Here is a 23,537-nt window from a genome sequence, read left to right as displayed (position 1 = left end):
TGCGAGAGTAACTAATTACTGCTGCAGTAGAGATGCTTCGGCTGCGCTCAGCATGACCGGCTGGAGGCCAGTCATTTTGCCTACTTCGGCACAAACCGGTACAGCGCTAGCCCAATCACGCTGAATACCGTGGTGGGCACCCAGGCCGCCACCAGCGGTGAAAGGCTGCCCACCTGCGCCAGGTTGCGGCTCAGCATCACAAAAATGATGAACACAAAGGCCAGCACGAAGCCCAGCGCAATCTGCCCGCCCACGCCGGCGCGCGACTTCCGGGCGCTCAGCGTCACGCCAATCAGGGTGAGCACCACGATGGCGAAGGGGTAAGAATACCGCTCGTACTTGTCGCTCAGGTAAATCTGGGTGTCGTCGGCCCCGCGCTCGATTTTGGTGCGGATGAAGGCATTCAGCTCCGGCAGCGTGAGGGTTTCGGCAATTTTGTAGTTGCTGGCGAAGTCCTTCGGGTAGAGGTTCAGGGTTGTGTCGCGGGCCGGCAACGTCTGCAGGGTTTCGTCCTGCGGGCCGCGAAACGTGCGCACCAGCTGCGGCGACAAATGCCACATGTGCTTCGTCGAGTCCCAGTTGATGGCGTCGGCCGTCATCCGGCGGCGCAACACGGTGCCGTCAATGGTTTCAAAAGCAAAATGGAAGCCGATGTTGTTAGTGTTGTCATAGCTTTCCATGAAGACGTAGGTGCGCGGCCCTTCCTTGAAGTGCACGTTGCGCCCCTGAAACCGGTAGGGTAGCTTGATGTACGCCCGCTCAAACGCCACGCGCGACTTGCTGCCCACCGGCAGCACCCAGCCAATTAGCCCAAATATCAGCAGCCCCACCACCGAGCCGCCCACCGCATACGGCAGCATCAGCCGCTTAAAGCTCACCCCACTGGCCAGAATCGCCACAATTTCGGTGCGCGCCGCCAATTGTGCCGTCACAAATACCACCGCGATAAAAATGGTAATTGGCGAAAGCAGGTTGGCGAAATAGGGAAACAGGTAAATGTAATAGCCGAAAATAATTTGCCCCATCGACAAATTATGCTGAATAAAGTCGTCGTTTTTCTCCGTGAAATCAATGACGCAAATCACCGACACGAGAATCACCACCGAGAAAAAAAACGCGGTCAGAAACTTCTTAATGATGTATTTGTCGAGGATATTCATTGCTGGTGCAATTGTAATTCGGCGGTCATGCTGAGCGCAGCCGAAGCATCTCTACTACGGGAGTAAATAATTGCGTTGCGCGGTAGAGATGCTTCGGCTGCGCTCAGCATGACGTTACTTAAAGTCTAGAGGCGCGTCATCACCTGCTTCACCATGCGCTCTTTCCAAGGGCCAAACGTGCCGGCGAGGATTTCCTTGCGGGCCTCCTTCACCAGCCACAGATAAAAGGCCAGGTTCTGGGCCGAGGCAATCTGCGGGCCCAGCATTTCCTTGCACTGAAACAGGTGGCGCACGTACGAACGCGAGTAGAACGTGCTGGCGTGCCCGCCAAGTTCGGGGTCGAGGGGCGAGAAGTCGGTTTCCCACTTCTTGTTGGTGATGTTCACGATGCCCTGCGTGGTGAACAACATGCCGTTGCGGGCGTTGCGGGTCGGCATCACGCAGTCGAACATATCCACGCCCAAGGCAATGTTTTCCAGAATGTTGGCCGGCGTGCCCACGCCCATCAGGTAGCGCGGCTTGTCCTGGGGCAGAATGTCGCACACCAACTCTGTCATCTCGTACATCAGCTCGGCGGGCTCGCCCACGCTCAGCCCGCCGATGGCATTGCCGGCCCGGCCCTGCTCGGCAATAAATTCGGCCGATTTCACGCGCAAATCCCGGAATGTGCTGCCCTGCACAATCGGAAACAGGTTCTGCTCGTAGCCATAAAGGCCCTCGGTGCTGTCGAAACGCTGGATGCAGCGCTTCAGCCACCGGTGCGTCATATCCAGCGAGCGGGCGGCGTAGTCGTACTCGCAGGGCCAGGGCGTGCACTCATCAAAGGCCATAATAATATCGGCCCCGATGACGCGCTGAATGTCCATCACGCCCTCCGGCGAAAACAAATGCTGGCTGCCGTCCACGTGCGAGCGGAATTTCACGCCCTCCTCCTTAATCTTCCGCGTGTTGCTCAGCGAATACACCTGGTAGCCGCCCGAGTCCGTCAGAATCGGCCGGTCCCAGCCGTTGAACTGGTGCAGGCCACCGGCCGCCTTCAGTACATCGAGCCCCGGCCGCAGGTAGAGGTGGTAAGTGTTGCCAAGAATAATCTGGGCGTTAACGTCGGTTTTGAGCGTTTGCTGCGACACCGCTTTCACGGTGCCGGCCGTGCCCACGGGCATAAAAATGGGCGTTTCAATCGTGCCGTGGGCCGTTTCGAGGCGGCCGGCGCGGGCTTTGGTGGCGGGGTCCTGGGCGAGAAGGTCGAAGGTCATGCGGAAATGGAAGCGGATTATTAGCCCGTCATGCAGAGCGCAGCGAAGCATCTTGCCCGCCACCACTAACTCATTTGATTGAATTACTTACTGCGGGCAAGATGCTTCGCTGCGCTCTGCATGACGGGCTATCGGCGCTACTTCCCGCAAAGATACCCTGGCCGCCCGGCGTCCCGTACTTTTGCAAGTCCATTCACGCCGCCGTTCCCTTGCCGATACCCATACCCACTTCCCCGTTTTTCTGGCTGCTGCTGGCGTGCGTGGCGGTGCAGCTTATTTACGCCGCCTATTTCTTCTGGCCCTTCGCCCGCCGCCCCCTCGAAGCGCCTGCCGACACCTCCGGGCCCGATTCGGAGCCCGTCTCCATCGTCGTCTGCGCCCACAACGAGCTCGACAACCTGCGCCGCCTCCTGCCGCTGCTGCTCCAGCAGGATTACCCGGCCGGCTTCGAAATCGTCCTCATCGACGACCGCAGCGACGACGATACCTATCTATACGCCCAGCAGCTGGCCCAGTATTACCACGAAAAAGTGCGCCTCGTGAGCGTGGCCCGCACCCCCCGCGGCTTCGGACCCAAGAAATACGCCCTCACGCTCGGCATCAAAACCACCCGCTTCGCCCGCCTGCTTTTCACCGACGCCGACTGCATTCCGGCCACCAACCAGTGGCTGCGCCTCATGCAGCGCGGTTTTGCGCACGGCAGCGGGGCCGATGTCGTGCTGGGCTTCTCGGCCTACGCCCCGGCGCCCGGCTTCCTCAACCAGCTCATCCGCTACGAAACACTACTCACCGCCGCGCAGTACCTCAGCTTTGCCTGGCGCGGCTGGCCCTACATGGGCGTGGGCCGCAACCTGGCCTACACCCGCGCCTGCTTCAACGCCACCAAAGGATTTGCCTCGCACATGCGCCTGCTTTCCGGCGACGACGACCTCATGGTGCAGGACGCCGTGCGCTACGGCCAGCGCATCACCGTGGTGGCCGACCCGCCCGCCCACACCCTAAGCGAACCCGCGCCCACCTGGCGCGCGTGGTGGCGCCAGAAGCGCCGCCACCTCTCCGCCGGCCGCGCCTATCGGTTGGCCGACCGTTTGCGAATTGGCACCTTCGTGCTGGCCAATATGTTGTTCTATTTGACTACCGCCGTGCTAGTTTTTTCGCCAAACAATTGGGTACCTTTGGCGGTGGTATGGGTTCTCCGAACTTTGTTCGTGAGTGCCGTGTATGCCCGTCTCAGCCGCCGGCTTGAGCAGCCCGTAATCGTCGGGCTCCTGCCAGTGCTCGATGTGGTTTATTTTTTTCAATACCTGGCCCTAGGAATCTCGCTGTTCCTTAACCGCACCCTTCGATGGAAGTAAACAACCAAGACATTCAAAAGCAGTTTTCAGCCAAAGCCAAGCACGACTTCAAGCTGATTCGCGCCGCCGTGGACCACGGCGACGAGAAGGCCTACGCCGAGCTGATGCACATCTACAAAAAGCCTGTGTACCACGTGGTGCTCAAGATGGTGCGCAACCAGGACGACGCCGAAGACCTCACCATCGAAGCCTTCGCCAAAGCCTTCCGCAACCTGCACAAGTTCAACCCGGAGTATGCGTTCAGCACTTGGCTGTTTCGCATTGCTACCAACAACTGCATCGACTTTATTCGCAAGAATAAAATCAAAACCATGTCGATTGATTCGGCCATCAAGGTCGACAACGGCGACGAAATCACCATCGATTTCCGCGACAACGACCTGAACCCGGCCGAGCACGCCGTGCGCAACCAGAAAATCGAAATCATGCGCCACGTCGTTTCGCGCCTGCCCGATAAGTACCAGCGCCTCGTGAGCCTGCGCTATTTCGACGAGCTCAGCTACGAAGAAATTGCCACCGAGCTCAAAGCCCCCCTCGGCACCGTGAAAGCCCAGCTGCACCGCGCCCGCGAGCTGCTCTATGACATGGTGAAGCACACCAAGCAGATTATTTAATCGTGAAAAAGCCCCGATGCGAGTCGGGGCTTTTTTGTTGGCGTTTTGGGCTGGACGATAAAAGACGGAACGTCATGCTTCGACTGCGCTCAGCATGACGTTCTATTTCGTAGCAAAGGCCCAAACCGTGCACCTTTGCACCCATGAACCTTTTGCAGCACTACTTCCCCGCGCTCACGCCCCAGCAGCTCCAGCTTTTCCAGCAGCTCGAAACCGAGTTTCGGGCCACCAACGAAGCCATCAATCTCGTGTCGCGCACCGACATGGACAATTTCGTGGAGCGCCACGTGTTGCATTCGTTGGGCATTGCCAAGGTCATCCAGTTCCCCAAAGGCAGCGCCGTGCTCGACGTGGGCACCGGCGGCGGCTTGCCCGGCCTGCCGCTGGCCATCATGTTCCCGGAGGTCCATTTTCACCTCGTCGATAGCATCGGTAAGAAAATCCGCGCCGTACAGTTCATGGCCGCCGCCCTGGGCCTGAACAACGTCACCGCCGAGCAAACCCGCGCCGAGCAGCTCCGCACCAAATACGACTACGTGGTGAGCCGCGCCGTGGCTCGCCTCGCCACCTTCCATCCCTGGATTGCCCACCGCTTCAAGCCCCAGGGCCAGCCCGGCTCAGGCCTGTATTATTTGAAAGGCGGCGACCTGACCGAAGAAATCGCCGAGTCGGGTCTGAAGGCGAAAGTGACGGATTTGAGCGACTTTTATAAAGAGGAGTTTTTCGAAACGAAGAAGGTCGTTTTCGTGCCCGCGAAGTAGGTTTTCGCCGGTCATTGCCACAGCCCGCGGCCTCGCAATGACCGGCGCTACGCCGGTACCTCCGCCGTCAGAAATTCCACTGCGCGGCGCTCCGAATAATACTCCCCGTTACTCTCGGCGAAGCCCACGTGCCCGCCATCGGCCGGGGTTTCTAGGAATACAAAGGGCGACTGCTCCGCCACATCCCGCGGGAAGCAGGAGGCGGGCAGGAACGGGTCGTTCTGCGCATTTACCAGCAGCGTGGGCACCCGAATGCCGCTCAGGTAGCGCCCGGAGCTGGCGTATTGGTAGTAGGCATCGGCCGAGTCGAAGCCATGCATAGGCGCGGTGTATTTGTCATCGAACTGCGGAAAATTGCGCAGTTCTTCCAGCCCTTCCACGTCGACCTGTCCGGGCAGCAAGGCCGCTTTATCGCGGATTTTCTGGCGCAATGATTTCAGGAAGCGCCGCATATACACCTGGTTTTGCGGCCGGCCGATGTGCTCGGAGCTGGCCCGCAAGTCTGTCGGCACCGAAAACACGGCGGCCCGCTGCACTTCGGCCGGCACACGGCTGGCATCTTCGCCCAAGTACTTCAGCGTCACGTTGCCGCCCGCCGAAAAGCCCAGCAGGTAGGCCCGCTGGTAGCGGCCCGTGGCTAGCGCGTGGCGCAGCACCGTGTCCAAGTCATCGGTGTCGCCGAGGTGGTAGGAGCGGAGCAGGCGGTTCATCTCGCCGCCGCAGCTGCGGTAGTTCCACGCCAGGGCATCGAGGCCGGCGCGGTTGAGGGCGCGCACCATGCCGCGCACGTAGGGCCGGGAGGCGTCGCCTTCGAGGCCGTGCGAAACGATGGCGAGGCCGTCGGTGGGGCGCATTCCGGGTAGGCGGCTCCAGTCCAGGTTCAGGAAGTCGCCGTCGGGCAGTTCCAGGCGCTCGCGCTGGTAAGCTACATCAGGCACGGTGCGCCATAAGCTGGGCACGATGGTCTGCAAATGGCCGTTGAACAAGTAGAACGGCGGCTGATAATGGGGTTGGGCGACGAGGGGCATGGCGCGGATAAGTTAAGCGGTGATAAGCGGCACGCTGGGCGGAATTGGGTAGGAGGTAAAGTTCGGACTTAATCGGCATGCATACTAATTTAGCGGCCCTAAAGTGAAATGGACATGAGTTTGAACAGTTTTTGCAATGATTCTGCTCTGTTGCCGAAAAGTTGAAGCAGCTTTCACTCAAGATTTTTGCCGGCAGGGTTTGAATTTGTCAGTCGGATTCGTACCTTTGCCCTCCCAAACACAGAACTCAAGCATAACGCTCCTCTATATTTCCTGCTCATGGCAAACCATAAGTCGGCCCTCAAACGCATCCGCAGCAACGAAGCCAAGCGCGTGTTGAACCGTTACCAGCACAAATCCACCCGCACGGCTATCAAAAAGCTCCGTACGACGACCGACAAAACGGCCGCCCAGGAACTGCTGAAAAAGGTGTCTTCGATGCTGGACCGTCTGGCCAAGAAGAACATCATCCACAAAAACAAAGCTGCTAACAACAAAAGCAAGCTGACAAAGCTCGTTAACGCGCTCTAGTGCGACTACGAGTCTAGGAAGGCCAGACTGCGCCGCCCCAAGGTCTGGTCTTCCGCTCATCACAGAAGCCCCGCTCGGAAACGTGCGGGGCTTCTTGCGTTTGGCTGGGCGCAGCGGTTGGTAAATTGGTCGGATTGTGTACCTTATGGCACTTTTCCACCACCAAATGCTCCGAAAGCATGAAACACCACTACCGCTGGCTGCGGCCCCTGCTGGCCGCCTCGTTATTAACCCTGGGCTTTGGCGCCCGCGCCCAACAACTCTGGCGGCCGTTCCGGCCGGGGCTGATTTATGCTTACGAATCTCCAACTGCTACGCCCGCGGGCATGTATGTCACCAAAGGGATTTATACGCTTCGACTCGATTCGGCTTATGTGACAGCTGCGGGCGACTCGGCTTGGGCTTTCAATCGAGTGATGCGGGAAACCCAGGGCCGGACCCCCGGCGAATCGTACACCAACCGATTCCGGAAAAGCCGTAATAACTTGTTTGGCCAGCGTTTGCTTTGGGAGCCCGGCTCGTCAGAATTTACGCTTGAAACCATCACCGAAGGCACTGCCCAAATTGGAAACACGCTGCGCTTGCGCCCGCGTGCGCCGGTAGCCAGTACGTGGGTGGCCAACTCGGCGCTTGGCATTAATGCCACGCTCAGCAGCCGCGGCTTGCAGATGGTGAACGGGCAGGCCGATACCGTGGCCACCATCACCCTCAGTTCAGGGCCCGTGGTGCGCCTGAGCCGGCGTTTTGGCTTGATAGAAGGTCCGCAATGGCTGGCCCTGAGCAACAGCCCGGGGCAATGGACGGCCACGCAACTGCCGGTGGCGCTGCCTCAGTCGCCGTATAGCCCCTTGCGGTTGTTTGACTTGCAGCCCGGGGATGAGTTAGGTTATACCGACGACCCAATAGCCATCACGCCCTTTTCCTGCTCGTTAGGACAAATTTTGCGCAAAGTCCTGACAAAGACGCAGACCTCCGATTCCCTCGTGTATACTTATCTGGAGCAGAGCAAGTACACTTACTCGGGCGCACCCGGCTGCGGTCCTGCAGCCGGCACCCAAAATAGTAGCATTGCCACTCGCCGCTGGGCGTTGGCGTTGCGCACGGGCCAGTCCAATCAGTTCCAATTCATGCCCTTGCTTACCGGGGAATACCGTCTAACCGCGTCCGGAATTACCCTTAGCCTGGGGGTGGTGCAACTGCAGCCGGGCGGAGGCGGCTGTGTTGGCGACCAGCGGCTGGTGTACGACAATCTGTATACCTACGGTGCCAACAATGGCACATTCGGTCACGTTCCGGACTTGTATACGCAAGTTCATTTTTCATCAGCGCTTGGGTTGGGCCCAATTGGCAACAATAGCGTTTTTCTGACTTACTACCGTCGCACCCGCAGCGGAGTAACAACAACCTGCGGCTCGCCTTCAACTTTTGTTAATCTGCTTCCTTCCCGCGCCGCCCAGGCCGCCGCCCTGGCCACGCTGCACCCCAACCCCGCCGCCGAAGCCGCCACGCTCACCCTGGCCCAGCCCGCCCGCGCTGGCCAGACGCTGCGCCTGACCGACGCGCTGGGCCGCGCCGTGTGGCAAGCCTCGGTAGCCGCCGGCCAAACGGCCCTGACTGTGCCGCTGGCTGAGCAACCCGCTGGTCTGTATCTGTTGCACTTGAGCGGCAGCAACGGCAGCAAGGCAACCTGGAAACTGATTCACGAATAGTGCATCTCGCACCAAAAAGCCTCCGTAGCTAGCGCTGCGGAGGCTTTTTGGTGTCAATCTGTTTTCAGCAACGCCTTAGGCAATGCTCACTTTCACCATGTTGGCTTTGCCCTTGTCCTGAATGGGCATCGAGCCGGTATTGATGAAAATATCGCCGGCTTCGAGGTGGCCGGTGGTGGTGAGGACGTAGCGGATGTCGGCCACCGTGCTGTCGGTGCTCACCAAGCGGTCGTAGTAGAAGCTTCGCACGCCCCACACCAGGCTCAGCACGGTGAGCAAGGGGCGGTTATCGGTGAAGATGAAGATGTTGGCTTTCGGGCGGTACTTGGCCAATTGGAAGGCCGTGTAGCCGTGGTGCGTCATGCCGGTAATGGCCTTCGAACCCGTGTTTTTAGCCAGGTGGCAGGAGGCAGACAGTACGCTGTCAGCCATGAAGTTGGGACCGGTGGGGTCGATGGGCCACCAGCGGTGGAAGAGCTGCGGGCTGCGGCTTTCCACGCTCAGGATGGTGCCCACCATCGAGCGAATGACCTCGGCGGGGTAGGCGCCCACGGCGGTTTCGGCGGAGAGCATCACGGCATCGGCGCCGTCGAGGACGGCGTTGGCCACGTCGCTGGTTTCGGCGCGGGTGGGGCGGGGGGCCGTAATCATCGATTCCATCATCTGCGTGGCTACGATGACGGGCTTGCCGGCGGCGTTGCACTTGGCAATAATCATTTTCTGGGCCATGGGCACCTCTTCCATCTTCACCTCCACGCCAAGGTCGCCGCGCGCCACCATGATGGCATCGGTGATGGCAATGATTTCGTCGATGTTGCGCAGGCCGTCGGGTGTTTCGATTTTGGCCACCACGCGGGTGGTTTTGCCCGATTGCGCAATCAGGTTCTTGATGAAGCGAATGTCGTCGGCCTTGCGGGCGAAGCTCAGCGCCACCCAGTCCACGTCATGCTCAAGGCCAAACTGCAGGTCCTCAATGTCCTTCTCGGTCATGCTCGGAGCCGAAACTTCCGAGTCGGGCAGGTTGATGCCCTTGCGGGGCTTCACCAAGCCGCCATACACCACCTCCACGTCCACTTCTTTGTCGCGGTCGGTGGCCAGCACCTTTAGCTCAATCTTGCCGTCGTCAATCAGAATCATGTCGCCGGCCTTCACGTCGCGGGCCAGGCCCAGGTAAATCGTGCTCAGACGCGTAGCCGTGCTGATTTCCTTCTCGCCGCACACCAGCTTCAGCTTGTCGCCGGCTTTGATTTCGACGCCGCCGCCTTCTACCTCGCCGAGGCGGATTTTGGGGCCCTGCAAGTCCTGTAGCAGGCCCACCGACGTTTTCATGTCCTTGTTCAGCCGCCGCACCGTGTTGATGACCGAGAGGTGGTCTTCGTAGGAGCCGTGCGAGAAGTTGAGGCGGAACACATCGACGCCCTCGCGCATGAGAATGCCGAGGCGCTCGTAGGTGTTGGAAGCGGGGCCTACCGTGGCCACAATTTTGGTCTTGTTGAAAACAGGATGTTTTTCCATGCGGGAGTCGTCGGAAATAGCAGAACAAAAAAACTCCCCTCCTTAAATTGAGGAGGGGACATTTCGCCGAAGGCAAAATTGATTGAGATTAAGCAGAAGCGTGCACAATGGGGGCAAAACGAAGGCCCTACCAGCGCAAAAGTCGTTCAATTAAATTGAAATGCCTATTGATGAAGCCCAATCGTTGTGAAAACGATTGCTCAAAGTGGCCAGTGGCCATTGCAGCGCCCTAATCATAAGGTGAAATTTATGGGCTGCAAGCCACCCAGGAACTCAAAGAATCAGGTTCTCTTTGTACTTGAGGGTATTGGGGTCGAACTGGCAGACGTACTGCACGGCATCGAGGGCGGCGAGCTGTTCCAGCAGGGCCTCGTCGGCCAGGGCGCCGGTGCCGTTGCTCACGGCCAGCAGGTAGTCGTATTCCTTGATGTCGGGGGCCAGGAAGGGCTTTTTTAGGGTGGAGGGAGCCACCGAACGATTGCGCAGCAGCCGGAACGTGAGGGCCTCGGTGGCGTGCAGGTAATGCGTGAACACCAGCCGGCCGCGGCTGAGCAGGTTCAGCAGCAGCTCGGGCTGTTTCACGAGGCGCAGGCGCAGGGCCCGGTTCAGGTTCCAAGCCAGGGTATAGTCGCGGGTGCTGCTCACCAGCCCGAAAAGGGCAAAGTCGCACTCGTAATCAACGTCGAGGGTGAAGGTCTTCATAGGGGCCGCAAAAAGGGCACCCGCGGGGCGGGCAGGGCAAAGCTACGGCCTGCCGGGGCCGCTTGCCAGCCGCGCGGCCATAATGTTGTACCCCGAAATGAAAAGCGCGTCGGTGGGTTAGATGAAAATTCTCTCGTTACTTTGTGCCATAGTTTTCCTTAAACCCCCCACGGAGATGTCTGAAATCGCAGAAAAAGTAAAGGCCATTATTATTGATAAACTGGGCGTTGAAGCCTCGGAGGTGACCCCGGAAGCAAGCTTCACCAACGACTTGGGTGCTGACTCGCTGGATACCGTTGAGCTCATTATGGAGTTCGAAAAGGAGTTCAACGTGAGCATCCCCGACGACCAGGCCGAGAACATCGGCACCGTGGGCCAAGCCATCAGCTACCTCGAAGAGCACGCTAAGTAGTCCTTTTTCATCCCCGCGAAGCGCGAAATTTGAGTTGTAGCCTTTACGCTGATTTCCTGTTTCGCGCGGTATGACCCCCATACTGCGCATACCGGCCGGCCCGCCGCCGGCCGGTTTTGCTGTTTTATCCCGCTTCATCATTCGCGCCAGTGGCGCTTGCTCTGTATGACGTCCATCCGACGGGTTGTCGTTACCGGCCTCGGGGCCATCACGCCCCTGGGCAACACCGCCCCAGCCTACTGGGAAGGCCTACGCACGGGCACCAGCGGTGCCGCCACCATCACGCGCTTCGACCCGGCCAAGTTCAAAACCCGCTTTGCCTGCGAAGTGAAGGATTACAATCCCGATACCTACTTCGACCGCAAGGAGCACCGCAAAATGGACCTGTTCACGCAGTTCGCGGTGATTGCCTCCGACGAAGCCATTGCCGATTCGGGCCTGCTCGAGAGCGGCGTGGACAAGGACCGGGTGGGCGTAATCTGGGGCTCCGGCATCGGCGGCCTGAAATCGCTGCAGGAAGAATGCTTCCAGTTTGAGCGCGGCGACGGCACGCCCCGCTACTCGCCGTTCTTTATTCCGCGCATGATTGCTGACTCCTCGTCAGGCAACATCAGCATCAAGAACGGCTTCCGCGGCCCGAATTTCGTGACGACCTCAGCCTGCGCCTCGTCGAACGACGCCATCATCGCGGCCTTCAACAACATCCGCCTCGGCCTGGCCGACGCCGTGGTGACGGGTGGTTCCGAAGCGGCCATCACCGAATCGGGCGTGGGCGGCTTCAACGCCCTCAAGGCCATGAGCGAGCGCAACGACGACCCGGCCTCGGCCTCGCGGCCTTATGATAAGGACCGCGACGGTTTCGTGCTGGGCGAGGGCGCCGGCGCGCTGGTGCTCGAAGAGTACGAGCACGCCCAGGCGCGCGGCGCCAAAATCTACTGCGAGCTGATTGGCGGCGGCATGTCGTCGGATGCTTACCACATCACCGCGCCCGACCCGAGCGGCGAAGGCGTGGTGCTGGTGATGAAAAACGCCCTGCGCGACGCTGGTATTCAGCCCGAGGAAGTTGATTACATCAACACCCACGGCACGAGCACGCCGCTGGGCGACGGCGCCGAAATCAAGGCCATCGAAAAGGTATTCGGCGCACACGCCGAGAAGCTGAACATCTCCTCGACCAAAAGCATGACCGGCCACCTGCTGGGCGGGGCCGGCGGTATTGAGGCGGTGGCCTGCATTATGGCGATGCAGCACGGACTGGTGCCGCCCACCATCAACCTGAACACGCCCGACCCGGAAATCAACCAGGCGCTGAATTTCACGCCGAACACGGCGCAGGAGCGCGACGTGCGCGTGGCCATGAGCAACACGTTTGGCTTTGGCGGCCACAACACGTCGGTGATTTTCCGCAAGCTGTAGGCGCGTTGTTTCAGCAGTTCAAAAAAGAACGTCATGCTGAGCGCAGCCGAAGCATCTCTACCGCGCAACTAATCCTTTCGATTGAGTTAGTATTGCGGTAGAGATGCTTCGGCTGCGCTCAGCATGACGTTCTTTTTTGGCGTTTTTTAGGCCAAATTATTCTACCAGAATCTAAATTTCTCTTCCCTTGCTCGGTTTCGTTTCCCGTCTTTTTGCTTCTGATAAGTCGTTTCGTCAGGCCGTGGCGACCGTGACGGGCCAGCGGCCCAAAAACGCCAAGCTTTACCGGCTGGCGTTCACGCACTCCTCGGCGGTGCGGCAGCAGCCCACCATCGGCCGCCACCAGACGAATGAGCGACTGGAGTTTCTCGGCGATGCTGTGCTGGGCACGGTGGTGGCCGAGTACCTGTTCAAGAAGTACCCCTACGAGCAGGAAGGCTTCCTGACGGAGGTGCGCTCACGCATTGTGAACCGCGAAAGCCTGAATGGCATCGCCCTGAAACTGGGCCTCGATAAATTGGTGCAACTGGATACGGCGCAGGGCCGCGCCGCCCGCTCGCGCTCGGTGAATGGCAACGCGCTGGAGGCGCTGGTGGGGGCGGTTTATTTGGATTTAGGCTACCAGTCGGCCCGAAAATTCATCCTCACGCGCTTGGTGAAGGGTTTTGTGGACGTGCATACGCTCACGACGACCACGGCCAATTTCAAGAGCAAGCTGGTAGAATGGGCGCAGCGCGAGGGCAAAACCCTGCGCTACGACATCACCGGCGAGGCGCGGCCCGGCGGCATGATGGAGTTCACGGCCAACGTGCTGCTGGACGAGGAAATCGTGGCTACTGGCATGGGCCTGAGCAAAAAGCAAGCAGAGCAGCTGGCCGCCGAGCGGGCGCTGACGGAGCTGGGCGTGGCCTAGCGGCGGCATTCTTTTTCCTTTCCACCAATCTTCCCGCTTTTGCCTCACCCGCGGGCGCGCTGCTACATGAAGTATCTGTTGTTGCTGGCGGGCCTGCTGGGACTGGCCGTATCGGCGGGCGCTGCGCCCACCGTCAGTGTGCAAATGCGCGTGATTCCGGCCACGCACTCCTTCGTTTGTCGCTACACCATGGCCCTGGCCGCCGACGACACGGCCACTACCCTGGACCTGAACCTGGGCCGGCAGCTGCGGATTGAGAACCTGCTCAGCTCCGGGAGCAAGCCGCCGCGCGCAACGCGGGTGTACTATCCGTATTTCGGCGATACGCTGCAACAGGTGGTGGCGCGCTTCAACGGCCGGGCACGCATGGTGAGCGTGACGTATTCGGGCACGCTGGAAGGGCGCTTGTTTAATGAGCAGGTGATGGTTTTCAGTGGGCATTCGGGCTGGCTGCCCTTCCGGCCCTACCGCGAGTACGAGGCCGTGAACTACGTGCTGGAAGTGCAGGCGCCGGACGGCTACCAGGTAGAAAGCACGTCGTCGGCCGTGGAGCAGCGGGCGGGGCGCTGGCTTTTCCGGGGCCGCGCCGGGGCCATCGAAATCACGGCGCTGGTGGCCCGGCAGTTTCAGCAACTAGCTTCGGCTGGAACCCCGGGCATTCGGGTGGTGAAGGCGGGGCCGGCGCTGGCGCGCACCGATACTGTGCTGCTGCGCAAGGCCGAACGCATTATCGCCTACTACAACCGGAGCATCGGGCAGCAGGACCCGATTACGCAGTTCACCATTTTGCTGCCCGGCACCAATGCCGATGCGTTCGGGCTGCTCGAAAATGCCACGGTGATTACCTACACCGATTTTGATGTGGCCACCGACCGGGAGGCGCTGCTGATTCTGGCGCACGAAATCAGCCACAAATGGTGGGGCTACGGCTCGGTGCACAACTACAACGACTGGTTGAACGAGGCCTTCGCTACCTACTCAAGCCTGTTGTTTCTGCGCGAAGACGGCGACGAGGCCGGCTACCGGGCAGAACTGGCCAAGCGCGTCGCGACCGTGGGCGACGCCCCGCCGATTCGGGGCTTCGATTACCAGAAATATCCCCGGCCCGTGTACCGGCGCGTGGTGTATAACAAGGGCACCAGGGTGCTGGCCGCACTGCACGAGCGCCTTGGCACCGCGCCGTTTGTACGGCTGCTGGCCACCGTGGCCGCCGGGCATGTGAGCAATACCGATACTTTGCTGGAAATTGTGGCGCAAACCAGCGGCCCGGCCACCCGTGCCTGGCTGCTGGCCGAGCTAAGCCGCTAGGCAAAAATTGGCCGTTGGGCGGGCGCGGCTGACAACCGGCGCCGGCCCTTTGGGGTTATTCCATCAACCCCGTTCCTCCTTTGTTCTCTTTCTCGCCCATTCCTCATGCGCATCGCCGGAGCTGCTCTCAACCAGATTCCCATTGATTGGGAAAACAACCTTCGCAACATCAAAACGGCCATTGAGCAGGCCAAGGCGGCGGGCGTGCAGCTGCTGTGCCTGCCCGAGTTGTGCCTGACCGGCTACGCCTGCGAGGACCTGTTTCTGAGCGACTGGATGCCCGAGTCTGCCCTGGCCCACCTGCAAGCCGTGCGGCCCTGGACGGACGGTATCTGCGTGGTGGTGGGCCTGCCGGTGCGCCTCAACCACCGCACCTATAACACGGCGGCGGTGCTGCGCGACGGCCAGATTCTGGGTTTCGCGGCTAAGCAGTTTCTAGCTAATGACGGGGTGCATTATGAGACGCGCTTCTTCGTGCCCTGGCTGGCGGGCGAGCAAGCCACCGTGAGTTGCGACGGTGAAACCTGGCCGCTGGGCGACCTGATTTTTGAGCACGAGGGCGTGCGCTTCGGCTTCGAGATATGCGAGGATGCGTGGCGGGCCGATAACGTGCGGCCGGCCTGCCGGCTCCAAGGCAAAGTCGATTTGATTGTGAATCCCTCGGCCAGCCACTTTGCGATGAGCAAAACCGACGTGCGCTACCAGCTGGTGATGAAGGCTTCGCGCACGTTTAACTGCACCTATCTCTACGCCAACTTGCTGGGCAACGAGGCCGGGCGCATCATCTTCGACGGCGAGATATTGGTGGCCCGTAACGGGCACCTGCTGAAGCGCAACCAGTTGCTGAGCTTCAAGGAAGTGGATTTGGAGTGGGTGGACGTGGATTTCACGGCCATGCAGGAGCCGGCGGCCGAAATTGTGCCGCTGCCCGCGCCCGATGAGTACAAAGAGCTGAACCAGGCCATGAGCCTGGCGCTGTTCGACTACCTGCGCAAGGCGCGCAGCCGCGGCTTCGTGCTGAGCCTGAGCGGCGGGGCCGACTCGTGCTTCTGCGCCGTGGGTGTGGCCGAGATGGTGCGCCTGGGCGTGGAGGAGTTGGGTTTGGAAGAATTCAAGCGCCGCAGCGGCTGCTTCCCGGCCGCAAATGAAACGGTTGTGACGCAGGAAGGCGCCGGCGGTAAAGCCGCGCAGGTGGTGGAAAGCCCGGCGCCGGCAAGCACCTTGAGCACCAACCAGCAGCTGGTGCAGCAACTGCTCACCTGTGCCTACCAGGGCACGGTCAATTCTTCAGACGATACATTTAATTCCGCTAAGGAACTGGCCGACAGCATTGGGGCACGGTTTTATAACTGGACCATTGATGAGGAAGTGACGGGCTATGTGGGTAAAATCCAGCAGGTGCTGGGCCGGGCGCTGACCTGGCAAACCGATGATTTGGCGCTGCAGAACATTCAGGCCCGGGTGCGGGCCCCCGCCATCTGGCTGCTGGCCAACGTGCAGAACTGCCTGCTCATCACCACCTCCAACCGCTCCGAAGCCAGCGTGGGCTATTGTACCATGGACGGCGATACGGCCGGCAGCATCTCGCCCATTGCGGGCGTCGACAAGGACTTTGTGAAAAAGTGGCTGCGTTGGGCCGAAACCGAGTTGGGCTACCCCGCCCTGCGCCACGTGAACGCCCTGCAGCCCACCGCCGAGCTGCGCCCACTCGAAGACAAACAGACCGACGAGCGCGACCTCATGCCCTACACCCTGCTCAACCGCATCGAGCGTCTGGCCTTCTACGACCGCCTCAGCCCGAAACAGGTGCTGGCCATGCTGGAAGGCGAAGGCACGGGCTTCGACGAAGAGCAGCTGAAAGCCTACGTGCGCCGCTTCTACAACCTCTGGAGCCGCAACCAGTGGAAGCGTGAGCGGTATGCGCCCAGCTTCCACCTCGACGATTATAACGTGGACCCGCGCTCCTGGCTGCGCTTTCCCATTCTCAGCGGCGGCTTTGCCGAGGAGCTGGCGGGACTGTAGCAGCGGCTTGCATTGCAACGAGTACCTTGAAGCACGGCTTTGGGGTACTCGTTTCACCATGTTTTAGGTGCTGAAAAATAAAATGAGCCACCCGCGCAAGTTTGGCCGCCGAATGGGACCTATTGCAGTGTAGCTTCCGGCCCGTTGAGTTCCGGCGTAGCCTTTCACCGACCCTTCTGCTTTCGTTTCTGTGGCTTGCGCAATCCCGTTGTTTTTGGTCGATGAGCCGCCATCGGTTGGCCCCTGTTTGATGGATTCGGCTGTGACGGCCGAGGCCGAACTAGTGGTGCAGCTGCAGCAGGGGAGCGAAGCGGCTTTTCGGACGCTGGTCGAGCAGTACCAGGACCGCATCTACCGCGTGGTTTTTTCGCTGCTGCGCTCCCCGGAAGAGGCCGAAGACGTGGCGCAAGAAGTGTTTGTGGAGGTGCACCAGACCATTGGCCGGTTTCGGGGCGAGGCATCGTTGAGCACCTGGCTCTATCGCCTGGCCACGTCGCGGGCGCTGAAAAACCTGCGCCGGGCCCGGGCCAAAAAGCGCTTTGCCTATTTCACCAGCCTGCTGGGCTTCGGCAATGAGGTGCTACACGAGGCGCCCACCCACGCGCATCCGCTGGCGCTGCTGGAGGGCCAGCAGCAACTGGGCCTGCTGCTGGAACACATTGCCCGCCTGCCCGGCCAGCAGCAGGTGGCCTTCACCCTGCGCCACGAGCAGGAGCTGAGCTACGAGCAAATCGCGGCCGTGCTCAACACCACCGTGCCCGCCGTGGAGTCGCTCCTGTTCCGGGCCCGCAAAACCCTTCGCGAACGTGTTCAACCCAACTTTCGCCATGACTAAGCCTGACTTCCGCCCCGCTGCCGACGAAGCTTGGGATGCTTTGCTGCGCCAGCTGCCCCACCAGCCCCAGGCCCGGCCCCGGCCGTTTTTCTACGGCCGGGTGCAGGCCCGCCTCGCCGCCCAGGCATCGGCGGCGAGGCCGCTGGTGCCCGGCTGGCTGCGGCGGCCGGCCTTCGCGGCCCTGCTGGGCGCGTTGGTGCTGAGCCTCAGCGGCGACTGCGCGGCCGGGGGCACTGCCGCCGGGGCGGCCGGGCCGGTGTATGCCGCGCCGCCTATGCCGCCGCGCTAGGCTCATTCATCATCATGCTTTGTTTCGGCCCAGGGCCGGGGCGGGGCTTTCTTTGGTTCGCCGGGCGATGAGCCCGGGGGCTGAGTACCTTTGAACCCTTATTCATCTTTGCCCCGCATGTCGCCCTTCCTCGCCGCCATTTATTGGAACATCAACCCCATCATTGCCCACATTGGCTGGGTGACCCTGCGCTGGTACGGGCTGTTTTTCATGCTGCCCTTCGTGGTGGGCACGTTCATCCTCACGCACATCTACCGCTCCGAGCGGGTGTCGCCGCAGTGGGTCGATGTGATTACGATTTACATGCTCATCGGCACCATTGTGGGCGCGCGGCTGGGCCACATGCTGTTTTATGATTTTGAGGCGCTGATGGCCGACCCCATGGTCGTGTTCAAAATCTGGCAGGGCGGCCTGGCCAGCCACGGCGCTACCATCGGTATCCTGCTGGCCTGCTGGCTGTTTGCCCGCAACAACAAGTTTGATTACCTGTGGGTGCTTGACCGCATTGTGATTGTGGTGGCGCTGGGCGGCGCCTGCATCCGCACCGGCAATCTGATGAACTCCGAGATTGTGGGCAAGCCCACCAACGTGCCGTGGGCCTTTGTGTTTCCGCGCGACGTGGAGCACTGGAAGCATTTTGAGCCCAACCAGCCCGTGCCCGCCGGCTCCTACGCCGTGCAGCGGATAGCCAGTCCCGAGAAAGACCGCGAGCCCAGCATTGTGAGCCAGCCCGTTAACGGTTCCGTCACGCGCGATACCAACGTGGCCGTGCCGCGCCACCCCACCCAGATTTACGAGGCGCTGTTCTGCATTTTCCTGCTCGCGCTGCTCTACTCCATGTGGAACCGGACCAAGGAGCGCACGCCGCGCGGGCAGCTGTTCGGGCTGTTTGTGGTGCTGCTGTTCACGCAACGCTTTTTGGGCGAATACCTGAAGGAAAACCAGGTGGCGTTTGAAGACGGCCACCTCTTCAACCAGGGCCAGCTGCTGAGCATTCCGCTCATTTTCATTGGCATCTGGGTGCTGTGGCGGGCGGGCAAAGACCCGAAAAACCCTTATGGCTACGCCCCGCGCGATTTGGAGGAAAAGGATGCAGCGGCGTTGCCATCCAAAGCACAGTAAAAGGCGCTGCGTGTTTTGGATAATGTGCAGGTAATTTATTGATAAATAAATGCATAGGTAGCGTTGATTCTCAAAAAGCTTGGTGCGGGCTTTTCATTCGGCGCGGCCGATGGCTGGTTCAACGCTTGCGCAATCGGGTTAAACGAATAAGCATGCCTTAAGAGGCTGAGGCGCGATAGCTTGCCGTCATTCGGCAGGCGAAAATTCTCATCATAACGAAGTGAGATTGAGTGCTGTCGATGTTCACCCTGGCGGTGGCTCCGGCTGACGGGGCTGCTCAGCCCTCTTGATGTGCCCACCGATGCAGCCGCTTGCTCCGCTCACCTGTCTAGTTGTCGACGACAACGAGATGAACCGCCTCAACCTCGAGCACCTCATCGAGCTCACGCCGCAGCTGGAGCTGGCAGGGTCGTTTGCCAACGGGGTCGATTGCCTGAATTTCTTCACGCAGGGCGGGCAGGCCGACGTGCTGTTTCTCGACATCGAAATGCCCCAGCTCACGGGCCTCGATTTGGTGCGCATCCTGCCTGTGCCTCCGCCCGACATCGTGCTCGTGACTTCGCACCGCGACTACGCCGTGGATGCCTTCGACCTAAGCGTGACCGACTACGTGGTGAAGCCCGTGGAGCTGCCGCGCTTCCTGCAGGCCGTGCAAAGGGTAGTGCAACACCGCCAAGCCGCTTCGGCTGCCGCCGAGCCCCGCCCCAGCCTGGCGGCCTCGGCCACCGAAAACGAGTTTCTGTTCGTGAAAGTGAACAAGAAGCTGGTGCAGGTTCGCCTCGATGACATTCTCTACATCGAAGCTCTGTCGGACTACTGCGTGCTGGTGCTCGACAAGCAGAAGCTCATCGTGTACAGCACCCTGCGGCGCCTGGAGGAGCGGCTGCCGGCCCCGCGCTTCGTGCGGGTGCACCGTTCCTACATCATCAACATGCGCCGCATCGAGTCGGTTGAGGACCACATGGTGCAGTTTGCCAAGGTAGAAGTGCCCGTGGGCAAGTCGTACCAGGAAAGCTTTCAGCGCCAGCTCCGGGAGTTTTAGTTCTGCGTTTCGGCGGGCAGTTCGGCGGGCACGGCGGCCAGCGCCCGCGCTACCAGCGCCACCAGCTGCGCCACCAGGGCGGGCCGCTCAGTGGCGGCCTGGGTGGGGCCCGGCACTTTTTCGAGCACCGCCACGAGGTGGGCCACCCCGGCCACGCCCATCATTTCCAGGCTGGGCTTGATGTGGTGCGTGATTTCGGCCACCCAGTTCCACTGGCTGGCCGTGGCGGCTTCCTGTAGCTGCGCCAGGCTGGCGGGCGTGTTGGTGAGAAACGAGCGAATGATTTTCGTCACGAAGGCATCGCGGCCGTGGGCCATGGTGCGCAGCTTGGTCAGGTCGTACGCGGCCGCGCCGCGGGGCAGGGCGCGCAGGGCTTCGAGCTTAGTGTAGAGCTCGTGCTCGTCGAAGGGCTTGGCCAGCGTGTCGTTCATGCCGGCGGCGCGGTAGCGCTCGTTGTCTTCGCGGAAGGCATTGGCGGTGAGGGCCAGAATGGGAATCTGGGCGCGCACGGGGTCGGGCAGCAGGCGCACGGCCTGGGTCACTTCCACGCCACTGAGCAGGGGCATCTGAATGTCCATCAGGGCCACATCGTAGTCGTGCCGGCTGAGCATACGCAGGCCCTGCTCGCCGTCGACGGCTTCGTCCAGCACCACGCCCCATTCCTCCAGCATGAAGCGGGCTACTTCGCGGTTGATTTCGTTGTCTTCGACCAGCAAGGCCCGCAGGCCCGCCAGCGTGCCCGTGTTGATGGCGCCCCGCTCCGGCGCGGCCAGGGAGGGCGCCTCGGCGGTGGGAAGCGTCAGCGTGAAGGCGAAGGTGCTGCCGGTGCCCGGCGCGCTGTCTACCGTGAGCGCGCCGCCCAGCTGCGTCACCAGCGCCCGGCTGATGCTCAGGCCCAGGCCCGTGCCACCGAAGTGGCGGGTGGTGTCGGCATACGCCTGGGTGAAGCCCTCAAACATCTGGGCCTGCCGGTCGGCCGGAATGCCGATGCCCGTATCGGTAACGCGGAACTCGACGGTGAGGTGCGTGGCGGTTTCGGCCACCGGGCGCGCCGCTACCGCGACACTGCCCTGTTTGGTGAACTTGATGGCGTTGCTGACCAGGTTGAGCAGGATTTGGTTGAGCCGGTAAGGGTCGCCCACCACCCAGGCGGGCGGCAAACTCTTTGCGGTGAGTTGGTTACAGAAAGTGAGGCCTTTCTCCTGCGCCTGCAACTGGCTGGGCTGCAGCGCCTGGTTCATCGAGTCGAAGAGGTTGAACGCCACCTGCTCGAAGTCGAGCTTGCCCGCCGAAATCTTGGCCATGTCCAACACGTCGTTGATGACGCCCAGCAAGTGCTGGCCCGAGGTGTTGATAACGCGCAGCAATTCCTGCTGGTGGGCATCGAGACGGGTTTTGCCCAGCTGCCGGGCCATGCCCAGCACCCCGTTCAGGGGCGTGCGAATCTCGTGGCTCATGTTGGCCAGGAAGTTTTCCTTGGCCCGCGAGGCCGACTCGGCCGCTTCCTTGGCGCGCTTCATTTCGTGCTCGGCCCGGATGCGCTCCGTGATGTCGTGCGAGTGGGCAATGACGTAGGCCGGCTGGCCCGGCTCGCTCACCAAAAAGTTACGATAGAGCAGGTAGCGCAACTCCTGGCTACCGTGCGGGCGCACCCGCTGCACGCCCGAAGCCTGGTGCTCGGCCGCAATGCGCTGCAGGTATTGAGCGTAGGCGGCGTGGTCTTCGGGCGGCATCACATCGGCCACATTACTGCCGATGAGGGCTTCGGCCGGACAGTTGAGGCGTTCGCCCAGCGCAGGGTTGGCGGTGAGTACCGTGCCGTCGAGGGTGTGGGTGCAAATGAGGGCCTGGGCGTAGTGCATCAGGTCGCGGTACTGCTTTTCGCTGTGTTCCAGCGTGCGCTGGGTTTGCTTGAGGGCGGTGATGTCGGTGCTCACGCCCAGCACGTGCACGGTGCCATCGGGCCGCACCAGGGGCCGCTTCACGGTCTGGAACACCCGTTGCACGCCGTCGCGCTGGGTGAGAGTTTCTTCGATGGTTAGCTCCCGGCCGGTGGTCAGCACGGCCAGGTCGTTGGCCGCGAGCTGGGCCACCTCGCGGGCTTCCACGCTGCCGGGGGCCAGGGCCTCGCCGGTCAGGTGCCGCGCCACCGCGCGAACAGTCTGCATCGCGGTGTTCTCAAAAATGATTTCGTGCTGGGCATTGCGCACGTAAATCACGCTCGGGCTGGCGTCGAGAATGCTTTGGGTGAATTCCTGCTGCTCGCGCAGTTGCTGGCGCGTGGTTTCCTGCTCCGTCACATCCAGGCCGTAGCCGATGACCAGGCGCACGTCGTCGCCGGCTTCGGGCACGGGCTGCAGGCGGCGCAGCACGTGGCGCGGGCCGTCGTTGCCGAGGCTTTCGAGCCACTCGTGGCGCTGGCGGCCGCTCAGTACCTCCTGCAGGCGCGCCTGGCGCTGCTGGGCCACGGTGGTGGGGTGGCCGCGCCGGGCGCTGTACTCGGTGTTGGTGCGGCCCAGCATCCACTGGCGCAGTGCCGGGTCGGGCACGGCGGCGGGGTTCACGTAGCGGTAGCGGTACTCGGGGTCGACCACAAAAATTTCGGCCGGCAGCTCGTTGAGAATACTTTCGTAGAACTGCTTCTGCTCCCGCACCTGGGCTTCGGCCAGCACGCGGGCGGTGGTTTCGGTCAGGTAGAGGTTCACGTAGCCGTCGGCGGTAAAAGGCACCACGCGCACGGTGAAAAACCGTTCGCCGAAGGCTAATTCGGCCTGCTGTGGGGCCCCCTCGGTGAGGGCCGGGCCGGCCAGCGCCCGCAGCTGCCGCTGCACGCGTACCCGTTCGGGGCGGGCCAGGCTCAGGCCCAGCGCCCGAGCGGCTTCGTTGGCAAATACCAGCTGCCCCGAAGCCGCCAGGCGCAGCACGGGGTTGGGGTTTTGCTCCGGAATGCGGGCCAGGGACTCTTTTTCAACGGCTAGCCGGTGCTGTTCCGTTACTTCGTGCAGGCACAGAAGCCACTGGCCCGGCTCGCCCACGCCGGCCGGCGCGGCCACCATGTCGCCGGCCAGGAAACGGCCGTCGCGCAGGACCAGTATTTCGCCGCGAATGCCCGTGCCAGCCAGTGGCAACGCCCGGCCGCGAGCAGCAAAAGCGCAGGGATTCAGCACCTGGGTTTGCACACGGGCCCGCAGCTCGGTGCCGGTCCGGCCCAGCCAATCAGCGGGGACATCGGGCAAGTTGTAGAGCGCAAAAAAGCGCCGGTTGATAGCTTCCACGCGGCCATCGGTCCCGAACAGCACGACGCCCTCGGGCAATAGGTCGAGTAGCAGGGCGAGCTGCCGGGCGCAGGCGGCGCTGTCGGAAGCGACCGTGTTCGGGGCGGAGGGAAAAAGTGTCGTCAACGGAGCGGGAAGAAGTGGCAAGGCTTCTTGAAGCAGCAAGATGGGCGCAATGGTGCCTCGCATGCACAGCAATCAGGGCCAAAGACCTCTTTTACTGGCCGAAGCGCGGCCCCGACTGGCCGGAGCCGCGTTCCAAAATCTGATTA

At 61.5% G+C, this 23,537-nt stretch carries 20 protein-coding genes; 14 read left to right on the top strand and 6 right to left on the bottom strand.

Annotated features, from left to right (window positions below; all coding sequences use genetic code 11):
* Window positions 1-80 precede the first annotated feature (80 nt).
* Complete coding sequence (locus tag Q4S41_RS16610; RefSeq protein WP_305032249.1) at window positions 81-1,160, bottom strand: LptF/LptG family permease; 1,080 nt, start codon at window positions 1,158-1,160, stop codon at window positions 81-83.
* Window positions 1,161-1,285: 125 nt separating this feature from the next.
* The gene (gene tgt, locus Q4S41_RS16605) at window positions 1,286-2,416 is read right to left on the bottom strand and encodes a tRNA guanosine(34) transglycosylase Tgt (RefSeq protein WP_305032248.1); all 1,131 of its coding nucleotides are present in this window, start codon (window positions 2,414-2,416) and stop codon (window positions 1,286-1,288) included.
* A 209-nt stretch (window positions 2,417-2,625) separates the two neighbouring features.
* On the opposite strand from tgt, the gene Q4S41_RS16600 reads away from it, so the two are divergent.
* The 3 genes from Q4S41_RS16600 to rsmG all read left to right on the top strand — a co-directional run bounded on the left by Q4S41_RS16600 (window position 2,626) and on the right by rsmG (window position 5,146).
* Entirely contained in the window at window positions 2,626-3,771 is a 1,146-nt protein-coding gene (locus Q4S41_RS16600; protein WP_305032247.1) for a glycosyltransferase, read from the top strand.
* Window positions 3,762-4,385, top strand: a complete 624-nt coding sequence (locus Q4S41_RS16595) for an RNA polymerase sigma factor (RefSeq protein WP_070728736.1) — start codon at window positions 3,762-3,764, stop codon at window positions 4,383-4,385. Before Q4S41_RS16600 ends, Q4S41_RS16595 begins: the two co-directional genes overlap by 10 nt.
* 143 nt (window positions 4,386-4,528) lie before the next feature.
* A complete protein-coding gene (gene rsmG / locus Q4S41_RS16590; protein ID WP_305032246.1) occupies window positions 4,529-5,146 on the top strand; it encodes a 16S rRNA (guanine(527)-N(7))-methyltransferase RsmG in 618 nt (205 codons plus the stop codon).
* A gap of 47 nt (window positions 5,147-5,193) precedes the next feature.
* Here the strand turns inward: rsmG and Q4S41_RS16585 are convergent, their stop codons facing one another.
* Window positions 5,194-6,174 carry a YheT family hydrolase gene (locus tag Q4S41_RS16585; protein ID WP_305032245.1) on the bottom strand — a complete coding sequence of 327 codons (981 nt, stop codon included), beginning with the start codon at window positions 6,172-6,174 and terminating at the stop codon, window positions 5,194-5,196.
* 279 nt (window positions 6,175-6,453) lie between these two features.
* On the opposite strand from Q4S41_RS16585, the gene rpsT reads away from it, so the two are divergent.
* Window positions 6,454-6,705 (top strand): 30S ribosomal protein S20, encoded by a 252-nt coding sequence (gene rpsT / locus Q4S41_RS16580; RefSeq protein WP_198066977.1) that lies wholly within the window; start codon window positions 6,454-6,456, stop codon window positions 6,703-6,705.
* Window positions 6,706-6,884: 179 nt separating this feature from the next.
* A complete protein-coding gene (locus tag Q4S41_RS16575; RefSeq protein WP_305032244.1) occupies window positions 6,885-8,414 on the top strand; it encodes a T9SS type A sorting domain-containing protein in 1,530 nt (509 codons plus the stop codon).
* A 75-nt stretch (window positions 8,415-8,489) separates the two neighbouring features.
* Here the strand turns inward: Q4S41_RS16575 and pyk are convergent, their stop codons facing one another.
* Both pyk and Q4S41_RS16565 read right to left on the bottom strand, forming a co-directional pair.
* The gene (gene pyk / locus Q4S41_RS16570; protein ID WP_305032243.1) at window positions 8,490-9,929 is read right to left on the bottom strand and encodes a pyruvate kinase; all 1,440 of its coding nucleotides are present in this window, start codon (window positions 9,927-9,929) and stop codon (window positions 8,490-8,492) included.
* 273 nt (window positions 9,930-10,202) lie between these two features.
* On the bottom strand, window positions 10,203-10,631 hold the full coding sequence (locus Q4S41_RS16565) for an IPExxxVDY family protein (RefSeq protein ID WP_305032242.1): 429 nt from the start codon (window positions 10,629-10,631) through the stop codon (window positions 10,203-10,205).
* 175 nt (window positions 10,632-10,806) lie between these two features.
* Here Q4S41_RS16565 and Q4S41_RS16560 point away from each other — a divergent pair, with 175 nt between their 5' ends.
* The 9 genes from Q4S41_RS16560 (at window position 10,807) to Q4S41_RS16520 (ending at window position 19,990) form a co-directional block, all read left to right on the top strand.
* Window positions 10,807-11,043 (top strand): acyl carrier protein, encoded by a 237-nt coding sequence (locus Q4S41_RS16560; protein ID WP_019948606.1) that lies wholly within the window; start codon window positions 10,807-10,809, stop codon window positions 11,041-11,043.
* A gap of 165 nt (window positions 11,044-11,208) precedes the next feature.
* Window positions 11,209-12,459, top strand: a complete 1,251-nt coding sequence (gene fabF, locus Q4S41_RS16555) for a beta-ketoacyl-ACP synthase II (protein WP_305032241.1) — start codon at window positions 11,209-11,211, stop codon at window positions 12,457-12,459.
* Window positions 12,460-12,646: 187 nt separating this feature from the next.
* A complete protein-coding gene (rnc, locus tag Q4S41_RS16550; protein ID WP_305032240.1) occupies window positions 12,647-13,372 on the top strand; it encodes a ribonuclease III in 726 nt (241 codons plus the stop codon).
* 39 nt (window positions 13,373-13,411) lie between these two features.
* On the top strand, window positions 13,412-14,680 hold the full coding sequence (locus Q4S41_RS16545) for a M1 family aminopeptidase (RefSeq protein ID WP_305032239.1): 1,269 nt from the start codon (window positions 13,412-13,414) through the stop codon (window positions 14,678-14,680).
* A gap of 105 nt (window positions 14,681-14,785) precedes the next feature.
* Window positions 14,786-16,702 (top strand): NAD(+) synthase, encoded by a 1,917-nt coding sequence (gene nadE / locus Q4S41_RS16540; protein ID WP_305032238.1) that lies wholly within the window; start codon window positions 14,786-14,788, stop codon window positions 16,700-16,702.
* A gap of 250 nt (window positions 16,703-16,952) precedes the next feature.
* On the top strand, window positions 16,953-17,537 hold the full coding sequence (locus Q4S41_RS16535) for an RNA polymerase sigma factor (RefSeq protein WP_305032301.1): 585 nt from the start codon (window positions 16,953-16,955) through the stop codon (window positions 17,535-17,537).
* Window positions 17,530-17,826, top strand: coding sequence for a hypothetical protein (locus Q4S41_RS16530; RefSeq protein ID WP_305032237.1), 297 nt, complete (start codon window positions 17,530-17,532; stop codon window positions 17,824-17,826). Before Q4S41_RS16535 ends, Q4S41_RS16530 begins: the two co-directional genes overlap by 8 nt.
* A gap of 117 nt (window positions 17,827-17,943) precedes the next feature.
* On the top strand, window positions 17,944-18,948 hold the full coding sequence (gene lgt / locus Q4S41_RS16525) for a prolipoprotein diacylglyceryl transferase (protein WP_305032236.1): 1,005 nt from the start codon (window positions 17,944-17,946) through the stop codon (window positions 18,946-18,948).
* Window positions 18,949-19,249: 301 nt separating this feature from the next.
* On the top strand, window positions 19,250-19,990 hold the full coding sequence (locus Q4S41_RS16520; protein WP_305032235.1) for a LytR/AlgR family response regulator transcription factor: 741 nt from the start codon (window positions 19,250-19,252) through the stop codon (window positions 19,988-19,990).
* Here the strand turns inward: Q4S41_RS16520 and Q4S41_RS16515 are convergent.
* Window positions 19,987-23,391, bottom strand: coding sequence for a PAS domain-containing protein (locus Q4S41_RS16515; protein WP_305032234.1), 3,405 nt, complete (start codon window positions 23,389-23,391; stop codon window positions 19,987-19,989). The genes Q4S41_RS16520 and Q4S41_RS16515 overlap by 4 nt on opposite strands.
* Window positions 23,392-23,537 lie beyond the last annotated feature (146 nt).

This window comes from Hymenobacter convexus (assembly GCF_030580955.1).
In the GTDB taxonomy this organism is placed as follows: domain Bacteria; phylum Bacteroidota; class Bacteroidia; order Cytophagales; family Hymenobacteraceae; genus Hymenobacter.
The sequence above is the reverse complement of the archived record's forward strand: the minus strand, read 5'-3'. Positions and strand labels throughout refer to the sequence as shown.